The following is an 18,961-nucleotide window of genomic DNA, read 5'->3' as shown; positions in this document are numbered from 1 at the left end:
AGGGCCGAGCAACGGGCTCTCCAAAGACGCCCGTTGAACCGCTGGCATAGGAGATTTGGCATGTTGGACCCCTCTGATCGACTGCACTCCACGGCAATCGCCGCAGCCCCAGAGTACACGACGACAGACCTACAGCGCACCGACAAGTCACCAGATTGGTGCTGCATGCTTGTGCCAGCAGAACTGGGGAGCACCTGATCGGCCGCATCCACACACCAAAATGGTGCCACTCAGGTGCGGAGATGTCATGATGGGAAGACCGGCATCAAGCAGGTGCCTCCCCCGACCTGAATGAGGCTGAGAGACATGGCCCGAGAAGCGGACAAGCTTCACGCCGTACGCACGGAGAACGAGCGCTTCACCGTCACCCTCATCCCGGTGGCCGCCCAGGCGGTCACCGCACTCATGAGGATCACCGGACTGTCCAAGACCGACACCATCAACCGGGCCGTACAGGTCTACGCCTTCCTCGCCCAGCAGATGGCCAACGGAAAAGAGGTCCTCCTGCGAGACGAGAACGGCAACACCGAACGCGTCCACATCGTCTGATTTGTGCCACCCCACAGCCTCATACCAGCCGTACTCCCTTTTACGGCGTGTACGTTCCACAGGCCTGCCCCCACCCAGCAACTCCTCCAGACACCGTCAGGAGCCGGTCATGGAAGTCGAAGTTCTGAAAACCCTCGCGCGGGGCTGGACAGACGACACCTGGCCTATGATCCCCTGCCCTTCCTGCTCCCGCGGAGAGCTCGGCCCCGACGATCAGCACCCTCTCGCACGGGAGGAAAGCTGGGAGAGCAGAGACTGGCGCAAGCATGACTTCTGGGAACCCGAATGGATCCATGGCCAGTTCCATGGGGCACTGGTCTGCGGCCGCGCGCAGTGCCGTGAGTACGTCGCGGTTACCGGCGACTGGAAACTGATCGAGCAGCGAGATGACGAAAACCGCTGGGACGGGGACAGCTTCTACCCGCTCTTCACACCACGCTTCTTCCTTCCCGCCCTCAAGCTCCTCCCTACCGCGCCGCGCCTTGAGATACCCGCTCCGATCGAGGAACGACTGCAGGCGGCCTCCACTGTCCTGTGGGCGGACCCGAGCTCAGCCGGTAACCGGGTACGAGCAGCAGCCGAAGCACTCCTGGACGATCAGAACATCCCCCGCATTGCGGCAACAGCCAAAGGCAAGACACAGCGGTTCACGGCCCACGACCGCATCGTGAAGTTCCGTACCGCCGGCCATCCGGAAGAAGCCGACCTGCTCGAAGCGGTCAAGTGGATAGGCAACGACGCCAGCCACGAGGACTCTTTGTCCGTCGCTGATGTCCTCGACGGGGTCGATCTCCTGGAACACGCCCTGAGGCTGCTCTACGACACCCGGCCAGCCACGCTGAAAGAGCGCGCCTCACGCATCAACCAGCAGCGCGGAACCCGCCCACCCGCAGACCAGTGACAACCTCTCACCAGCTCTCACCGGCCAACAGCCCATAGCGTGCACGAGAGCAGGCAACCCCTGCGATGCAGTCTTCCTCCGGCGTAAGACCTCAGCGCTACCCTCCACGCGCGGACTGGAACTTCGACGCCCCCTACTTCTACTGCCCCCTGCACCAAGGAGGCGCTGGGCTCCCCCGGTCTGCGGGAGTGTCGGGAGATGACGAAACCTGACCATCACCAGGCGCCATGATGACTGTCTCCTTCGCTCGGCTGGCGCACTCCGCCTGAGGAAGAGAGAGTGCCGCCCGGTGCCGGCATTTGCCGGGAGCCGGAGCCTTCAGACCGCGAAGGAGCGGGACACGGACACTGTCCGGGGGGTGTGTGGCGCGGGGGCTGCCACTACCCCCTGACGAAGATCCTGCGGCGATTTCCCAGGGCGACGGACTTCCAACCGCTACCCGCGGTCCGCGCGGGGCAGTCTGCTGTGACACACGGCGGATCTGGAGCGGGGTCGTGCGGGTGGGCTGGTGAATCGCCCCTGGTGGAGAGCCGTATGACGACCCGAGATTCACCGGTATGGCCGTCAGCCACCGTAATGAAAGCGTTAGCACCATTCTGCTCCGATTGTCATAAGTAGATGATGCACTCTGCGCATGACGAAAGTGCGCATTTCACCCCCGAGGTCCTTTTGCTCCGCTCCAATCGGGCCAACAGCTGTGGAAGCTCTGTTGGACAGCGAGGAGCGGCAGCTCCTCGCTACTGCTCCCGAGCATGGAGCTGACAGCAGCTGGATCTCGTTGGTCGCTGATCCCGGCTTCGTGCGGCGAAGCGCAGTCCTGGCGCGTTCGAGTCCCTTGCATCGGCTCGACCTGCGTCAGGCCTGGCAGCAGTTCCCCGCCGGGTTGTACGACCCGCGGACGCTGGCTCTTGCTGCGCTGGAGGCAGTGATGCATCACCAGGGACTGGACCAGGAAGCAACCACGGAGGCGGTCGTGGACTTCCTGGTGGAGCTGGCGCGCAGGGCTGCTCCGGACCGGGATGGCAGTGAGCACTCTGCGGTGGCCCGGTTCGTGCTGCGTGAGCTGCTCAATGATCAGGACGGCGGTGTGGAGTTCGCCGTGCCTTACAGCGATTACCGGGACGGGCACTGTCGGCAGGAGCTGGGCCTGCGGCTGCTGAGCGAGGAGATCGGGCAGGGCGGGCAGGCGGTCCTGCGGGCGAGTGTTCCGGCGATCAACCTGCTGCTGGCCGGGATGGACTACGACGTGGAGGACCAGCAGGCCGCATATGACGAGATCCTCCGGCGCCAGGTGCGTACCGGCCGGTGGGGCCGGGCGGAGGAGAGTGCCGGGGAGAGTCTGAAGCTGTCGCTGGCCTACGCCGAGCGGATCCGGGTGGTACTGCGGGAGACCGAGCGTGATGTGCGGGCCGTGGACTGGGGGAACCAGGTGCCCGAGCTGCTGGATGCTTCCCGCAGCCACCTGATCGAGCGGCAGCAGGCGGAGCTGTGTCTGATCGAGCTGATGCGCAGGGCGCGCGACGGTATCGAGGAAAGCGATGTGCTGCTGACCTGCATGCACATCCTTGAACTGCTGGAACGGGCGCGTCACCGTCATATGGAACTGCTGAAGGAGGTGCTGGGCGCGCGGTCGACGTTCCTGCGGTCCCAGGTACAGCAGCGTTTCAGGCCGATTCCGGATCTTGCACAAGTTTCCCTGCACAGCGATGTTCTCGTACCGCTGCTGGAGCTGGGGACGGATGAGGCGGCCGGGGTGACCGAGGTGTTCACCGACGCGCTGTGCGGGCCCATGGTGACGCGTCTGCCGCGGTTGCGTGACTGGTGGAGCCTGCTGCTGGCGCCGGTGCGGGAGGCCGGCGGGACGTTCGAAGACGACGAGGTCGTTGAGTTGACCGACGACGATCTGGTCGCTGACGCCGCGGGCCACAGTGATCTTGAGTATGCGCAGGCCCGTAGTGTGCTGTCCGGGGCGCTGGCCGGACCGGTGCGGTTGTCACAGTTGCTGACGGAGGCACTGGAATCCGGTCCGCCGGTGGCCGATGTCGTCGCGCTGGCGGTGCTGGCGGCCTTCGCGCCGGATCCCGAACACGAGGACGAGGTCGCCGTGCTCGGCCTGTCCGGCCTGCTCGATGAGCGCCTCGTGGTCTTGGACGATGGCCAGTGTTTCGACCAAGGCCCCTACTGCGGGAACGACCTGCTCGTCGTGCCGGCCCACGCTCTGACCGGTGCAGGCCTGCTCGCGGAGACAGCGGCATGAGCACGGCAGTTTCGGCATCCGAAGACCTTCAGGACGCGGCGGAACTGGTGCGATACGGATGCCGGCCACAGCAGCGTCCGCTGGCCGACGCGCGCTACCGCGATCTGTTGCAGCGCTACCGGATGGAGAAAGCCTTCCGCGACCAGGTCGAGGCGATCGCCCAGGGGCTGGGCGTGGAGGTGATCGCCGCTCACCCCCAGGAGGGGCTCGTCCTTCACGCCCATGACGGCGGACTGTTCACCTACAGACTCAAGGACGATCTACGGCGCTCGGCGGAGCAGCGTTTGATGCTCGGCCTGGTCCACATCGCGATCGCGGCGCGCGTGTATCCGACCGAGCACGATCTGGAGGACGAGTCGGTCAAGCGTGTCGGTGTCGGTGAGGTGGACGAGTTCCTGCGGCACCTGGTGGAACAACTGAGAGAAGCCTCGAAAGGCGAGGACGGGCTGCCCGTGCCGGATGCCGCCGTCGATGCCGTATGGCGGCTGTATGCCAAGCGTCCGGCGGGACGGCCCACTGCAGGCGGGCGGACGGTGACGCATCGCAGTACGCAGGGTGTGATCCGTGAGGTCCTGGAGTGGCTGGTGCACCAGGGCATGGCGCTGCCGGCGCCGGAGTTCGGCGCCGGGAACTACCGGCTGCTGCACAGGTTCCGGCTCCAGGTCAGTGAGGCAGCGGCCCTGCCCGCCTTCGAGATCCTGCGTGATATCCGGCGTGCCCAGATCGCGGCCGCCACTCCCGACACCGAGGAGATGTGACATGCACCGTCTTCGACGCCTGCGGCTGGAGAACATCGGACATGCGGCCGCGGGCTTCAAATCGCTGGTCCTGGACCTGACCGGAGGCGTGAGCCACATCGACGGCACGGCCATGCCGGCCGTCGACGCGATCCTGTGGCTGCGCAACGGCGGTGGCAAGTCGAGTCTGCTGTCGTTGTTCTTCAGCCTCTTCCTGCCTGCCAAGATCGACTTCATCGGCCGCAGGAAGGACAAGTCTCTGGCCGACTACGTACCGGACCAGAAGGTCTCCCACGTCATCGCCGAGTGGGAGGACACCTCGTTGCCGCGGGGAGGTCCCGCTCTGATCACCGGCGGGGTGTACCAGTGGGAGGACGGGCACCGGCCGGCCGATCCCGCAGCCGAATGGGAACGGCTGGTGCGCCGCTGGTACGTGCTCCGGCCCCTGCCGGGAGTGCTCGATCTGGACACCCTTCCCGTACGCACCGGGGCCGGGCAGCTGACGCAGGCCGCGTTCCTCAAAAGACTGGCCGATGCCAGCAAAGCGCAGCGCGGCGTGAACCTGCGCGTCGCCGAGGACCAGACGCGGTGGCGCACGCTGCTGACCGACCTCAGGCTCGACCCGGACGTGCTGCGGATCCAGCGGGACATGAACCGTGAGGAAGGCGGGATCACCGAGCTGTTCCAGTTCTCCACCTGCGAGGACTTCATCGACTTCCTCATCGATCTGGTCTGCGACGCGCGGCAGCCCGCCGTGGTCCGCGCGTCATTGGAGGAGAAAGCCGCGAAGCTTGCGCGGCGCCCCGGCCGCGAGAAGGAGCAGAGCTTCCTCGCCGCGGCGTCGTTGGCACTGAAGCCGGTCAAGGAGGACAGTGCCCTGGCCACAGGACAACAGGACCTGTTCACGCAGCAGGTAGCGGTGGCCCTGCGTGCGGCGGAATACCTCTCCAGCCGGGCCGAGGCGCTGGACAGCGCGGCAGCACACGCCTCTGCCCGGGCAGACGAGGCACGGGCGGCTGCTCTCACGGCCGAGAAGCGCGCCGACCAGGAGAAACGGCGCCTGGTGGTACTGGCTCACCAGGTTGCGCATTGGGCGGCCCTCGAGGCGGCCAAAGAGGTCGAACGGTGTGAGGAGAAGGCCGCCGCGGCTCACGTGGTCCGCCAGGCGTGGGAGCTGGTGGACACCGTCCTCGAGCTTCAGGCACAGCAACAGCAGGCACGGGATCTCAAGGAGCTGATGGAACGCCACGACGTCCGGCAGGCGCCTTTGCGTGAGGCGATGGAGGCCGCTGGAGCAGCGCTGCGGGACAGGCTGGCGGGGGCGGTCGAGGAACTGACCGGTGAGGCGGCCCGGGCGCGGGAGGAGTGCGAGGCGGCCGCCGCCGAGCGCGCTGCGGCCCAAGCCGGCCGCGAGCAGGCGGCCAAGGAGGCGTGGCAGGCGCAGGACCGGCGGGAGCACGCCTCGAAGCAGCTGAAAGCGGCCGAGCAAGCGGTCGCGGCGGCCCGCCGGGAGGTGCTGATCGGTTCCTCGGAGGATCCGGGTGACGCGCTGAGCCGCTACGAGGCCGAGCACACTGCTGCCGCGCAGCGGCTGGAGGTCTGTCGTGAACGGCGGACCGAGACCCTGGCACGGCTTTCCGTCCTCTCCGAGCAGCGGGTGGCATGTGCCGGGCAGCTCACGGCGGCGCGGGAGCGCCACAGTGCGGAGTGGGACCGGCTCGGTTCCCTGCGGGCGGAGCGGCGGGAGCTCGCAGCCGACCGGCGTCTGCTGGAGCTTGCCTGCGCCGAGGCCGGCACCGTGCTGGACCTGGACCGGGTGGCAGCGGATCTGCTGGATCTGCTGGCCGCGGCGGGGCGGGACTGTGACGCCCGCCTGCTCAAGGAGCAGGCAGATGCCGCCGAAGAGCGGCGTGCAGTGGACGCCCTGAACGATCTCGGCTTCCTGCCGGCCCCGGCGGAGGTGGAACGGGCCGTTGAGCAGCTGCGGGAACTGGGCGCTCCGGCTGTGTCGGGGCTGCAGTTCCTGCGTGAAGCGTTCGCCGTCCAGGAGCATGAGGCGGTGATGGCCGCCGTGCCTCACCTGGTCGGTGGTGTGGTGGTGTGCGGGCCGGTCCCCGGTGGGGACCTGGCGGCGCTTGCGCGACGTGCCGGTGTGATGACGGCCGTCATCGCGGTGAGTGATGACGGCCAGGCGCGGCGGGCAATCGCGTCCACGGACGGCTGTGGGACGGTCGTGCTGCCCGTGCACCAGGGGCTGCTGGAGCCGGACGCCGCTGAGCGGGAACGGGGCCGGCTGGAGTTCCGGCTGGAGGGGCTGGAGGGGCGGATGGCCGGCCTGATCCGTCAGCGTGAGGCGGATGCCGCGCTCGCGCGCCGGCTGCAGGCCCACTGGGATGTCTTCGGCGCGGGCCCTCGTGAAGCCCTTGAGGAGGTTGTCGCGCGTCTGGAGCAGGAGGTTGAAACGCTCCACGACAAGGACCGTCTGCTGAGGGATGAGATCACTCGTACACGGCAGGAGGCGGAGGCCGTGGGGGCGGAGATCGATGTCCTCACCACGAGCCTGGTGGAGCTGGCCTCCCGGTTGCCCATGGTACGGGAGGTGGCCGACCAGCACGGGCGCGTGAGGCCCGCGTGCCGCACCGAGATGGAGCAGGCCAGAAGGGCCCTGTCGGTGCACCAGGTCACTGTGCGGCGGTACGACAAGGCGGGGAAGGAGGCAGAAGCCCGGCAGGAGAAGGCCCGGGACCAGCTCAGGCAGTTCCAGGACCGCCTTCGGCAGCAGGCGCTGGAGGCCCGTCAGCTCGATGGCGTCGTCCCCGATGGTCAAATGCACGCGCTGAGCGCAGCCGAGCTGGCCGCAACCGCGCTGGAGACCCTGCGCGGGCGCTATGAGCAGGCCCGGCGTGATTGGGAGAGCGAAATCGGAGATGACGCGCTGGGGGTGCGTGCGGACAGTTGCGCCAAACGCATCGCGGTTTTGACCCGGGTACTGGACAGCAAGCCTGAGAAGGTCCGTGCCAGGGCCGAAAAACTGGCGCGCTCCGCACCGTTGGGCGACGCTGAGGACCGCTTCAGGGCACAGGCCGATGCGGCAGAAGCGGAGCATGAGGCAATCGAGCGCCGGGGCGTCGCCAAGCAGACGAAGCAGCAGACGGACACGGCGCGGGTCGAGGCCAGAGCTGCCGTGGAGGCCCTCGATCCTCCCTACGATGCGAGCAGGGACCAGGCCGGACCGTTCACCGAGGCCGAGGCCGCCCGGAATGCGCAGGCCAAGGCTCAGGCATCCGTGGAACGGGCAGGCGAGGAAGTGCACGCCCACCAGCTGAAAGCGGCGGATCAGCATCTGGCCGCCGAGAAGGCACGCGGTGCGGCCCACACCGTCAGCCGGTGCGCACAAGGGGTGAAGGCGGCGGCAGAGCGTCACTGCGGCCCGGAACAGCAGGCACCGCCGGACGTGGCGTCTCCGGAAGACCTTGATCCACCGTTGTTCGGCCTGCTTGAACCGCTGCAGATCAGTGCCGCATCCATGGCCGTCCTCTCCCCCGACCAGGCCGAAGCCACGGAGGCCAGGGTGGTGACGGCAGTCGACTCGGCTGCCGAGGAGCGCGACAGCGCCCGTAGGAAACTCGAGAAATCTCTGCGCAAGGTGCACGCCCTGGCCCAGGACCGGGCCTATGCGGATGTGGTCGACGGACAGCTGCTGGAGCGGCTGTTGACCGACCTGGCCCATCCGGTGCGGCTGTCGGAGCTGATCGACGATATCGGCCTGCGGGAGAAGGTCGTCCTCGGTGAGCTGGCCGAGTTCACCGACGACCAACTGATGGTGGTCCAGGCGTGTCTGGCTCTGGTGAAGACGGCTCTGGACGACCTGCAGCAGGTGGCCCGCCACTCCAGGCTGCCACAGGGACTCGGCAGCTGGTCCGGGCAGCAGTTCCTGAGCCTGGAGATCCGTCACCTGCCCGACGACGAGGTACTCACCCGCAGACTGTCGACCGAGATCGACCGGATGGCCGCAGCCGTCGCGCAGAGCACCCCGGCCAAGGCCACGGCCCTGCCGGATGCGATGACGCTGACCAAGCAACTCGTCCTGGCCGCTCTCGGCGGGCGTGGCAACGTCGTCGCAAAGATCATCAAGCCGACGCAATCCCTCGACATCGTGCAGCGGAACTCGGTGACGCAGATCCAGAAGTTCAGCGGCGGGGAACTGCTCACCGTCTCGGTCCTGCTGTACTGCACTCTCGCCCGGCTACGCGCCGCCAAACAGGGCCGCAAGGCATCAGGTGGCGTGGGTACGCTGGTGCTGGACAACCCCTTCGGGAAGGCGAACTACACACCGTTCATCGGCCTGCAGCGCAAGGTCGCGGCCGCGCACGGCATCCAGCTCGTCTACACCACGGCCTCCAACGACCTGCCCGCACTGGAGAAGTTCCCCCTCATCATCCGGCTGCGCAACGGCATCGATGCCCGCACCCGCATCCAGTACGTCCAGATCGCCGACCGCTACGGAGACGCGGTCAGCCGAGGCCTGCAGCATGCCTACGACGACGGCATCACCTCCGCGCGGCTGCACCGCCACGGCGCCGAGGAGAGCGGCAACGCTGCGGATATTCCCCAGCAGAGCCCTGAGGCAGGGCCCGACAGCACCCCGGACAACGAACAATGACTCCCGCAGAACACATGGCCGCCCTGCTCAAGACGCAGACCCGCCGACGAATCGACTTCGACCTGCTGGCGCAGGCCGCCGACGAGGGCGACTCTGCCCTGATCACCTCTCCCCTACGTCGCCGCGTCCTGGCCGGCGCCGCTAAGGAACTGGCCGCCTGCGGCACCGTCCGGCTTCCTGCCACCGGTGGCCGCGGCTGGGACCACAGCTCCCACCCTCCGCTACCACGCTGGGTCGAGCAGACCACCCCACGCCGGGTCCGGACCGCACGGCCGGGCCCCCGAGCCTGGGTCGAGGCCCTGGCCTTCGCCACGCGCCTGACATTGAGCCGGGCAGACGACGCACTCCTCTCCCCCATCAACACCCTCCTTCGGGACCGGCCCGACACTGCCGCGGTCCCGATCGCCGAACGCTCCTACGAGCTGTACGGGGACGAGAAACGACTTGCCCGCATCACCTCCCATCGTCTGGTCACCACCGGACTCCTGAGCATCCCCGACCACCTGCGGGCCTTCCCCGCCCCGGCGCCACTGGCGATGTTCGAGCTGGGACCCGCACCATGGATGCTGATCGTCGAGAACAGCGCCGCCTTTACCAGCCTCCGGCGAATCCTGAACGCATGGCCACGGCGGCACGAAGTGGGATGGCTGGCCTACGGCGGAGGCGACCACCTGATCTCCTCCCTCACCACCTGCTTGGAGGGCTTCGAAGAACGCCAGCATCCGATCAACGACCTGCTGCTGTACACCGAGCTCGACCTCGACGGTCTCGAATGCGCCCGGTTGGCGGCCGAACGTGCCTGCGAAGCCGGAATGCCGCCACTCGCACCGGCCGCCGGTCTCTACCGAGGGCTCCTGGCACAACGGCCCCGCACCCTCCCCTGCCGCAACCTCACCCGGATTCGCGCAGCAACTTCCTGGCTTCCCGAGCCTCTCGCCACCCACGCCACCGACCTGCTGCTCCGCGGCGAGGTCCTGCGGCAAGAAGCCCTGCCCCAGCCCAAGGTCCACGCATTGCTCCACAGTGGTCAGGCCCTGTTGCCGCAGCTGCTGACACATGTTCCTGTGCCCCCGCAGGCTGAGGGCCCTGAGTCTGCAGGAGCTGCGTGTCCCGACGGGTGTGGTTGGCGCACCGAGTCCGCAGGGGTGGAACAGAGCAGGTGATACCGGCAGGCTTGCGCGAAACGGGTGCGTGAGCCCAAAAGCATCCGCAAGGTGCCGCCGGTTTACGGGGATCAGCGGTGCTTGTGCGTTCCGGGTGGTACGCGGGAGTGGTCAGCCAGCGTCACACTCCTGTTCGCGGGCAGCCGGACGGTACAGGCCCGTGCGTTCCCGCACGATGTCGCCGTAGGCGATCAGGCGGCTCAGCTCCGGGCCGACATTCCTGGGGCCGATCCATGGGCGGCTGTTCCCGACATGCGCGATGATCTCCTTGATCGTGGCCTGCCCGACCCGCCGCAGGAACCCCCGAATATCCTCCGCCACGGTCAACGCTGCCGCCGGCTGGGGCCCCGACAGCTCTCCGGCGGTTTCCGGTTCAGCCAGTCCTGCTTCCGCGTCCAACTGCTCGGCACAGACGCACGTCTGCGGCTGCTGAGACGCTGTGGACCGGCTCCTGCGCCTCGTCGACTCCTCGGCAGCGGGCTTCCACGCAGGCGAAGGCGGACTCCCGCACCCCCGCGTCGTGTGCCGCCCGCTTCTGCAATTGTGCGGCCAGGACCGCATCCACTCCCGTTGCGCCATCCCGCTACCTCTCCGACGATGCTATGACCTACGGTAGGCACGCTCAGCGCTCCCGGCTGGAGGCCTGACGCAGTGCGAGCGGGCGGAGAAACTCGTTGTCTGGCCGCCTCTTCCTTTCCCCGTCTGCGTCCTCAACGGCTATGGCTTCTCCTGGCGTTGTGGCCGGTGACAGTCCGGAGTCAGTCTTTCGTGAATCTCTCACGGTTGACGCGGACCGTTTCCCTTTGCACAGGGAGCACGTCGGTGATGCTGCCCCATCGATGCCAGGTTCTCCTCTCGCCGGGCACTCCGGCGAAGCCTCCGTCCCCGGGTGAAGCAGAGAAGCAGGGCGACGCCTGCATCCCTGCACGGTGGACTTGGCCTGCTCCCACGCGTCCCCGTCCAGCAGTTTCGACCGCGGGTCGCCTTACTTGGAGGAGACGACCCCAGTTTCATCGCATCGGTGTTGCGAATGAGGTTCCGGCGGCACCTGCCGTCCAACCTCAACGAGCTGACCGGACCCGAGCACGGGGTAGTGGGGCTACCGCTGCACATCGCCTGGTCCGGGCTGCGCGTCCTCAACCCTGGCCGACCCTCGATCGCCGGTTCTACGGGCGCGGCTGCGTGTGCCGGCAGCCGTTGCACCGGATGAGCCAAGGACGGTTCGCGCGGTGGGCCCTGTAGCCACAAATGCGAGTGCTCACCTGTGCCAGAGGCAGGATCATGAGTGGATGAACGACGAAGACACCCCCGGCACAGAAGACGGTGAAGAAGAGTTCAATCAGGAAGCGGAGTCACAGCAGGGCGCCGGTGCCAACCTGTCCGGTCTCATGAAGTCCGCCACGCAGACGGCCGCCTGGCTCAACTCCATCGACAAGCAGCTCGAGCCGTTCCGCCGCCAGCTCCGCATACTCGAGTCCACACGCCGCTCGATTGTGCACGCCGTGGGACCGGCCAACGCGACCTATCAGGCTGCTGTGGACGTCCAGCGCCGGTACCAGGCGATCGCCGCACCCGTCCTGGCCCTCCAGAGCGATCTCAGCGACATCTACGACTGGCACAGCCGCATCAACGGCGTCGTGCGCGGCGTGTCGCTCCCCCGCACACTGCTGGATCAACTCGCGGCGACAGCGGCCCTCTTCCTGCCCGCCAATCTCAGCGGCCTCGACTCCGAGGACCTCTACACGATCCTGGACCTGGGCCAGGACGACGGGCTGTCCCTCGCATGGGCGCCACGGACTGAGATCGTCAAAGCTCTGCTTCCCCTCACCACGCGTGAGGAGCGCTACGCCCTCCTCACCGAGCGCCACGACGACGTTCTCGACGACGTCGATGTCAGCCTCCAGATCGTCACCCACCCTGAGCTCACCGACATGGTCACCATCCTGAGCGCTGCCAGTCGCACCGCGCGGGCCGGCTTCCGCGAGGGCGCCCAGGCCCTGGCGGGCAACGTCCTCGAGACCGCGATGAAGAGGCACGGCAACGCCTGGATACGGCGCTCTTTCCCTCAAGTGACCTACCCGTCGAAGGCCGGGCACCACGGCACCATCGGCAGCGTCCTGGACGACACGGACGACTGGAGCGACCTCACGCTGCTGCAGTTCAAGCACTACCTGGTCCTGGCGGGCATGAGAAATGCCTTCGGGCCAGGTACCACCCAGGACACCTTCAACCGCCACCTCGGAGCGCACCAGGCCTCGCCCGACAGCTACCGTCCGGAGTTCGTTCTGCCGGCGCTCCTCCTCGCCCACGGCTTACTGCGTGCGCTGAACCAGGACCTCAAACGCCCCGACGACGAAGACGAGGCATAGCCGCTCCTCGACGTCATCGCCAATTGGGGTCCTCGCGGGCCCGCTACTCCTGGAAGGCACACGCGCGCGGCGCCGCGCTGCGCCTCCGTACAGCTCTCCCCGGCAGCGGCGGCCATCGCCGGTCCGACTCGCGTTGTGGGGACGTGGCCCAGGCACAATCCACCACATCGGCCCTGACCAGGGCCAACAAATTCACCCAGCCGCGCAGCACTAGGAAAATCCTGTGTCGATCACTACATTCCGAGACGATCACTGAATCTGCACGTCAGGGCCCCCTCCAGCTACCGCAGTTCCATGAAAACCCCAGTTCAGAGACGCACCACACCACGGTCACGAATCCTGAAATGATCACTAGATCCCCAGGTCATCGCTTCACTTATCTAGTGATCCTTAGCGGATTTGTCACACAGCAAGGAGATCTTTGACGGTTCAGGCTTTCGACGCAAAGGTGCAGCAGTGGTAATGACTGAAAGTATTTCCGCCCTTATTGTCATGCTTGATGGCATACTCTCGAAAAGTACCCACCTTTTTTACTAAGCATGAAAACACCCCATCTAGGGCCTGAGCTGGTCATATCTGGGCGAGGTTGGCTTATGGCGTGGCGAAATTACTCGACCTCGGCGCCGAGCCAGTGAGTGGATGGATTGGCGGGAAGTAGTGGAGGACGCACTGGGTGAGAGAGCGGCTTCGGGGCGTCCCGGCGCAGAGGACAACCTTGTCGCCCGAGGGGCTGGGGCTGGCCGTGGTGTCCGCGGGGCAGCCCCTGGTTGATGCGCGGCCGTGCCGCGCCGGGCACGGTTCCTCTGTCGGCCGTCCAGGCCGTGCAGGTGGCCGCCTGCACGCGGCTCTCAGCACTGCGCGCGGTAGCATGCCCGGCCACTGGATCTGTCAGGCGCAGGTAGCGAGCATGCAGCGCCTGGGAGCTGCCTCCGCCGAGCAGAGTCTCTATCCGGTCCAGCTGCTCGGCCATGCCATCCTGCCGGGGCGCGATGGTGGACTGCCCGGCCTGGAGCTGACCTGCCGTCGGCCACAAGACCGCCCACCACCTGGGCCAGCTGCTCCAACATCCGGCCATGCTGCTGAAGAGTCCGCACCTGCTCAACCTGTGTCTCGCGAAGCGCGTTGAGGACCTGAATGTGACCGCGCATCGTCGTGCGCATCTCCGCGACATCCCGGTCGGCCATGCCGACCGGGGCCCGGGAGCTGGCAGCGTCCTCACGCAACCGGGCGACCTCCGCTTCCAGCTCGCTGATCCGTGCGACCTTGCCCTCCAGCTCTTCCACATGATGCGCAGCTCGATGCCGCTTACGGCTCCGGATCGAGTGGGATCTGAAGGGTCACGAGTGCGCCTGCGCGCTTGACGACGACCGGGTAGGTGGCGCCCGACCTCTTGCCGCTGAGGACCGCATCGAGGTCGTTGACGGTGGGGGTGAGGATTCCCGCGACTTCGGTGATGACATCACCGGGGAGGAGTCCTGCGGCTTCGGTGCTGCTGCCCGGGTCGACGGCGAGCACTCGTACGCCTCCGCCCGCAGGGCTGGTGTTCTTGAGGTTGCCCGCGATGATGCCCTGGATTCCGGGGGCGATGTGCACGGTGAGCGGCTGCGTCACCCCGTTCAGGGTGAAGCTCCCGGTGAAAGTCCCCCCGGCCAGAGGAGCATCGCTGTCAGCGACGACGTGGACGGTGAAAGGCCGGATGAAGTCCCACGTGCTGGCCGAGCCCTGCGCCGTAGCGGACTTGCCGTCCCCGGCGATCTGTACCGGGCACGACATCCCTGTGCAGCGCAGATCCAGTCCGACAATGCGAGTGTGCGGCGGTGCCTGGATGCTGATGGAGCTGGGCTGGTGGTACCGCTGCCCGTCCGGCGGATAGTCGACGGTCTTCGCCGGCCCGCCTGCGTCCAGGTCGGGGACGTTCTGCTGAGGGGGCAGGGAACGCGCCTGAGAGGGGGCGGACGCCGCTGCCGACGCGGAGAACGCGGTGGCGGGCACAGCCGCTCCGGCTGCGAACAGGGCGGTGCCCAGGGCGAGAACGCCACATGCTCGACGGAACTTACGGATCATCAGGAGCCTTCCTGATCGCAGGGGCCCAAATGTCCCAGCCCGCGCCGGAGCGCAGCTTGAACCTCGGGCTCGGCTCACTCGACCTGGGCACCCGCGAACGCATCAGTCGCCACCACGGCACCTGCGCGACATTGTGCATCGAACGACGCAGCCCCACCATCACCTGGCCAAGACCGCAGCTTCACCCATGTGCACGCCAAGTACAACGCTCAGAGACCGCCAGCTAAAGCGCGCCAACTACGGCGCTCAGCGCCCCAGGCTTCCGATCAGGGTCTTCTGCGGCAGGGAGAGCAGAGCCCATCAGGACATCGCCCGCCCCGAGGGGGGCGTTGAATCCAGAGGCGTTCACTGACCTGCGGGAATGGACGGGCCAGCTCGATCCGCTGATCGTATGTCCCACGCGGGCCGACCACGCCGCCACGTATGGATCCACGCGATGTGGGCTCACCAGCCGGAAACTCAGGCGCCGGCAGACGCTCAGGTGGTCTGTTCCTCAGTCTCGTCCTGGGCCGTCCAGGTCTTGTGAACGCGGCGGCGGTCGCCAGTCTCCTCGATGAGCCTGATCACGACAGCCGGGTCGGTTCCGTAGAGTCCGACCCATTCCGCGTACCGGCGCTGGGCAGTGCCGGGGACGGTCCATTCGGCCTCGACCGCTGGGCCGTCTACCTCGAACTGCAGCGTGGCAAGGTGCTTGGTCGTCGTCATGCGGCTGCTCCTCGCCCACATCATCTCGCTCGCCCCGGGCCTGGCGGCGTGGGGACAGCATGGCGTCCCACCTCCTCCAGGCCGAGGTGGGACGCGCGCATCCACGCGCCACCCCGCTACGGCTCCCCGAAATCCACGGACGGCCTCGGCTGCGCTTCTGTGATCTGGTTCCGGAGCGCGGAGCGATGTCCAGCGAGGACATTCAAGGAGTGAGTGGGACGCCTTCCTCGCGCTACCTTGATGACCAGGCGCCTGACCCGCAAAGGGCGCGACAAACTGGTCCAAAAACCCCGACCTTCTGCCTGAGCCCCTCCGGGCGCAAGCATCTTCAGCTCTGTTTCCGGCTGAAGGAACCTGAGGCTCGCGTCACCGCTTGCGGGCCCAGCCGATCATGCCGCGCTTAGTAATGGTCAACGGAGGCTTGAGTCGCTCCGCGGCCTGGGGCGCATCCTGCTCCGAAAGCCCACGGCCACGAAGAAAGAGCGTGACAGCGGCATGGTCAGCGAGGTGGACCATGGGCCGGTCCCAGCGCCGGACATCGACGACATCGAAGACACGGCCAAGCTGTTCGGGCCCGTTCTCCGCGTCGAAGCTCAACGGCGTCCCCCAGTCCGGAAGAAACGGCGCCAGCTCGGGGTCATTGTGCCGGCTGACCGTGCTGACGGCGAGAAGCCCTCCCACCCCCAGCACCCGGTGCGCCTCCTTAAGGGCGGGCACCGGGTCGGCCAGGTGATAGAGCATCCACAGGGCGGCAGCGCCGTCAAACGACTCGTCCCGGAAAGGCAGCTTCAGGGCGTCCCCGAGGACGGCGGGACGGGGAGCGTGACCGACGTGGCCCGCTCGGTCGACGACCACGGTTCCCACGTGTTCGCGGGCGAGATAACCGGCGAGGAGGCCGTTGCCGCCTCCGATGTCGACGACGATCCGAGCACCCTCGGCAGCCAGGCGACGGGCGACCATGGGATGAACGTCACCTCGTGCCGCGAAGCGTTGCGTGGCTGCCTGGTTCGCGGCGAAGCGCCCGGGATCACTGTCGTAGTCACCCGGGATCGCTTCGCCCTTGTCCGTTCCTGCTCGTCCTCGAGAACCCATGGGCCGAGTCTGGTCCCGGATCAACACGTAGTGCACGTCATTAAGGGCAGCCACCCGGCTGGATCAAAAACGGCACTGAGCGTGCCCCCGCCGCTTGCGGCGCCGGGGGCACCATTGCGTTCAGCGCTTCTTTGTCTTCTTCACCTGCAGCTTGTTCCATTTCCCGCGATGCCGCTGGCAGCGGGAGTAGCCCACCATGGCCGGCCTCTGGCAAGGCCTGCCCGTTGCGGTGTCGGTCGATCCGCATTTCGCCTGTTTGCCCATGCTTATCCCCTCCGGCCGGTTGGCCCGTCCGGTGCGGCCGGGCCGCTGGTTCAACGGTGCTGGCCGACGGGGTGTGGCGAAACCTCCGGTTGAGTGCGCGGCGGGTTTCGAGCGGTCGACGGCTTGTTCCACTCGCCTGGGGCGGACACAGCTACAGATGATCAGCGGCATGCGTTGCAAGCTGCCCGCACGCGTCACCCAACTCGCTGCCCGCCGCAGAAGGGCCGTGGGTCAGGGGGAAGATGCTGTGCAGTCCTCCAGCCGGGCGGCGAGTTCGAAGGAGGCTTTGGGGATGGTGCCGTAGTCGGCGTCGGATTTGGTCTCCAGACGCTGGACCGCCACGGCGAGTGACTGGCATAGCGGCTGATCGGCGAGGGCGTGGTTGTCGACGACGCGCGTGCTGGCGGCGACACCGGAGTGCAGGATCGCCATGGTGCGGTTGATCATGGATTGGGGGGTGTACCAGCTGCCGCGGTGTCCCTGGCTGGGGGCCGGCGCAGGAGGCTGACCAGGTCGTCACTGGGGCTGGTCTGGTTCTCCAGGTGTTCCAGGCAGGCGGCTTTGCGTGCCCAGTGCTCGGCATCGCGGAGCTCTCCGCGCTGCATGTGCGTCAGGTACAGGCACAGTGCCGCCGTAGCGCTTCCGGCGCCGGCGGAGAACTGCCACCAAAACTGTGCTCCGCCCCTGTCCGCGAGGTGCAGCAGGCAGGCGAAGATCAGCGCGCTGGCCGGTTCGGCGCGGCACGACTGGGCCAGGAGCGCGATGTGGTGAGCGGCCGGGAGTCGCGGATCACCAGGGTGGACAACTTGTGCAGATCCTGGGCAGCCTGTTCGTGCCGGGCCGTCGACGTCCTCGACGAGGCGGTCGACTCCGCGGTGCTGACCGGTCTCCTGGCATTGCAGGAGGCGCGCACCGCGTCCGATCCGAGCACGGCGGCGGAGCTCTGCCTGAGTGCCGTCCCCCACATCGCGCTCGCGGTCACCCTGGCCAGCGCCGACCCGACAGAGTCAAGGTGAGCTTGAGGGCTGGCAGGGCTACCTGGACTGCCTCAGGGGGCGGCATCGGGGTCGATGCCCTGTGCACGGGCGAGAGCGAACAGGACACGCTCGATCGTGTCCAGGCGCTCGGTGATCGACCGGTCCCCCGGCGCGCCGACGGCGTTGGCGAGGGAGTCGATGTTCCCGAACGCCGTGCGCTGCTGCTCGCGGATCGTCGTCAGCTGCTCGCTGTGCTCCGCAAGCGTCCGCCCGGTGCGGAACGCTTCCGCCTCCAGGTCGCGCAGCCGCTCGTCATGCGTCGCCGTCTCATTCGCCATGCCCACCATCCTGACAGACTCCCCGTCCCGGTCGGCCGCCACCGAGCGAAGCTCAGAGGAAGAATGCCGCCAGCGATCACGAGGGGGGAGCATCGTGCGGCTGACGATCGACACCGAGACGGACACCTACGACCAGGCGATAGCGGCCGTGCAGGCCGCCTACGGACTGCGCCCCGTCACCCCCGACGACTGGCCGGAACCACCGCCCGTCGACCCACGCCCCGGCCCGCAGGACCTGGGCGACGATGACATCGCGGACGGCTGGAGCGAGCAGGCACTGTTCCGGATGATCGCCTCCCTGATACCCGGTGCCCGCGCGGTGCTGCGCCGGATCACCGACCTGGGCGGCACCGCCTCGTTCGACGAAGTGCAGCAGTACTTCGCCGACCATCCGACCACCCCGATCACGAAGGCGAAGATCGGCGGAACCCTCACCAGCATCCCGGCGGTACAGCGCCGCGTCGGCCCGGCCGATACGTGCCGGCTGCTCCAGCGGAATGACCGGGCCCGGCTCTACCAGATCGACCGGCCACTGGTAGAAGGGCTCAGACGGGCCTTCGCGATCGCCGATGCCCGCCCCGACCTGCTGCGCGGCGAACCCACCGCACGCGTCACCTGACGTGATCGCTGAACGTGACGCTATGTCGTCCAGCCCTCCTCAGCGCGATCGCTTGTCAGTCGTCGGTGGGGTGTTCGTGCGAGCGCCGGGTGAGTTCGTTGCACCAGTCCCGGGCCCGGGCGCGCAGGGCGGCGGACGAGGCGGTGCCGTGCTCGTAGTCACGGACCAGGCGGCGGTGCAGTATCAAGATCCCGTAGGTCTGCTCAAGCTTGACGTCGATGCCCAGGCTGGCGCCGTGTCCTCCCTCCAAACCCGTTTTCGCT

At 67.4% G+C, this 18,961-nt stretch carries 16 protein-coding genes; 9 read left to right on the top strand and 7 right to left on the bottom strand.

The annotated features are described in order from the left end of the window. Positions 1-306: 306 nt before the first annotated feature. The 6 genes from ACMTAK_RS52135 to ACMTAK_RS52110 all read left to right on the top strand — a co-directional run bounded on the left by ACMTAK_RS52135 (position 307) and on the right by ACMTAK_RS52110 (position 10,270). Entirely contained in the window at positions 307-549 is a 243-nt protein-coding gene (locus ACMTAK_RS52135; RefSeq protein WP_413812693.1) for a hypothetical protein, read from the top strand. Between the two features lie 109 nt (positions 550-658). Then, positions 659-1,450, top strand: coding sequence for a DUF4145 domain-containing protein (locus tag ACMTAK_RS52130; protein ID WP_413812692.1), 792 nt, complete (start codon positions 659-661; stop codon positions 1,448-1,450). Between the two features lie 709 nt (positions 1,451-2,159). Beyond that, positions 2,160-3,707, top strand: coding sequence for a hypothetical protein (locus ACMTAK_RS52125; RefSeq protein ID WP_413812691.1), 1,548 nt, complete (start codon positions 2,160-2,162; stop codon positions 3,705-3,707). Then, positions 3,704-4,465 (top strand): hypothetical protein, encoded by a 762-nt coding sequence (locus tag ACMTAK_RS52120; RefSeq protein WP_413812690.1) that lies wholly within the window; start codon positions 3,704-3,706, stop codon positions 4,463-4,465. The genes ACMTAK_RS52125 and ACMTAK_RS52120 overlap by 4 nt, the downstream gene beginning before the upstream one ends. A gap of 1 nt (position 4,466) precedes the next feature. Next, complete coding sequence (locus ACMTAK_RS52115) at positions 4,467-9,107, top strand: coiled-coil domain-containing protein (protein WP_413812689.1); 4,641 nt, start codon at positions 4,467-4,469, stop codon at positions 9,105-9,107. Then, the gene (locus ACMTAK_RS52110; RefSeq protein WP_413812688.1) at positions 9,104-10,270 is read left to right on the top strand and encodes a hypothetical protein; all 1,167 of its coding nucleotides are present in this window, start codon (positions 9,104-9,106) and stop codon (positions 10,268-10,270) included. Before ACMTAK_RS52115 ends, ACMTAK_RS52110 begins: the two co-directional genes overlap by 4 nt. Positions 10,271-10,381: 111 nt before the next feature. Here ACMTAK_RS52110 and ACMTAK_RS52105 read toward each other — a convergent pair whose 3' ends face one another. Then, a complete protein-coding gene (locus ACMTAK_RS52105; protein ID WP_413812687.1) occupies positions 10,382-10,669 on the bottom strand; it encodes a hypothetical protein in 288 nt (95 codons plus the stop codon). 890 nt (positions 10,670-11,559) lie between these two features. On the opposite strand from ACMTAK_RS52105, the gene ACMTAK_RS52100 reads away from it, so the two are divergent. Beyond that, complete coding sequence (locus ACMTAK_RS52100) at positions 11,560-12,639, top strand: hypothetical protein (RefSeq protein ID WP_413812686.1); 1,080 nt, start codon at positions 11,560-11,562, stop codon at positions 12,637-12,639. Positions 12,640-13,944: 1,305 nt separating this feature from the next. On the opposite strand, the gene ACMTAK_RS52095 is transcribed toward ACMTAK_RS52100, so the two are convergent. The 4 genes from ACMTAK_RS52095 to ACMTAK_RS52080 form a co-directional block, all read right to left on the bottom strand. Then, the gene (locus tag ACMTAK_RS52095) at positions 13,945-14,703 is read right to left on the bottom strand and encodes a PDZ domain-containing protein (RefSeq protein WP_413812685.1); all 759 of its coding nucleotides are present in this window, start codon (positions 14,701-14,703) and stop codon (positions 13,945-13,947) included. Between the two features lie 477 nt (positions 14,704-15,180). Further along, positions 15,181-15,408, bottom strand: a complete 228-nt coding sequence (locus tag ACMTAK_RS52090) for a hypothetical protein (protein ID WP_413812684.1) — start codon at positions 15,406-15,408, stop codon at positions 15,181-15,183. Positions 15,409-15,774: 366 nt separating this feature from the next. Beyond that, positions 15,775-16,500 (bottom strand): class I SAM-dependent methyltransferase, encoded by a 726-nt coding sequence (locus ACMTAK_RS52085; RefSeq protein WP_413812683.1) that lies wholly within the window; start codon positions 16,498-16,500, stop codon positions 15,775-15,777. A 495-nt stretch (positions 16,501-16,995) separates the two neighbouring features. Then, positions 16,996-17,211, bottom strand: a complete 216-nt coding sequence (locus ACMTAK_RS52080; RefSeq protein WP_413812682.1) for a hypothetical protein — start codon at positions 17,209-17,211, stop codon at positions 16,996-16,998. Positions 17,212-17,306: 95 nt separating this feature from the next. On the opposite strand from ACMTAK_RS52080, the gene ACMTAK_RS52075 reads away from it, so the two are divergent. Then, a complete protein-coding gene (locus ACMTAK_RS52075) occupies positions 17,307-17,780 on the top strand; it encodes a hypothetical protein (protein ID WP_413812681.1) in 474 nt (157 codons plus the stop codon). A 32-nt stretch (positions 17,781-17,812) separates the two neighbouring features. On the opposite strand, the gene ACMTAK_RS52070 is transcribed toward ACMTAK_RS52075, so the two are convergent. Beyond that, positions 17,813-18,079: a hypothetical protein gene (locus ACMTAK_RS52070; protein ID WP_413812680.1), complete on the bottom strand. Its 267-nt coding sequence runs from the start codon at positions 18,077-18,079 to the stop codon at positions 17,813-17,815. Between the two features lie 94 nt (positions 18,080-18,173). Here ACMTAK_RS52070 and ACMTAK_RS52065 point away from each other — a divergent pair, with 94 nt between their 5' ends. After that, complete coding sequence (locus ACMTAK_RS52065; protein ID WP_413812679.1) at positions 18,174-18,698, top strand: hypothetical protein; 525 nt, start codon at positions 18,174-18,176, stop codon at positions 18,696-18,698. 55 nt (positions 18,699-18,753) lie between these two features. Here ACMTAK_RS52065 and ACMTAK_RS52060 read toward each other — a convergent pair whose 3' ends face one another. Further along, positions 18,754-18,948 (bottom strand): hypothetical protein, encoded by a 195-nt coding sequence (locus ACMTAK_RS52060; RefSeq protein ID WP_413812678.1) that lies wholly within the window; start codon positions 18,946-18,948, stop codon positions 18,754-18,756. Between the last annotated feature and the right edge of the window lie 13 nt (positions 18,949-18,961).

This window comes from Streptomyces lacaronensis (assembly GCF_047337785.1).
Classification (GTDB): Bacteria; Actinomycetota; Actinomycetes; order Streptomycetales; family Streptomycetaceae; genus Streptomyces; species Streptomyces lycopersici.
Note: the sequence above shows the minus strand (reverse complement) of the source record. Positions and strands in the feature narration are given on the sequence as shown.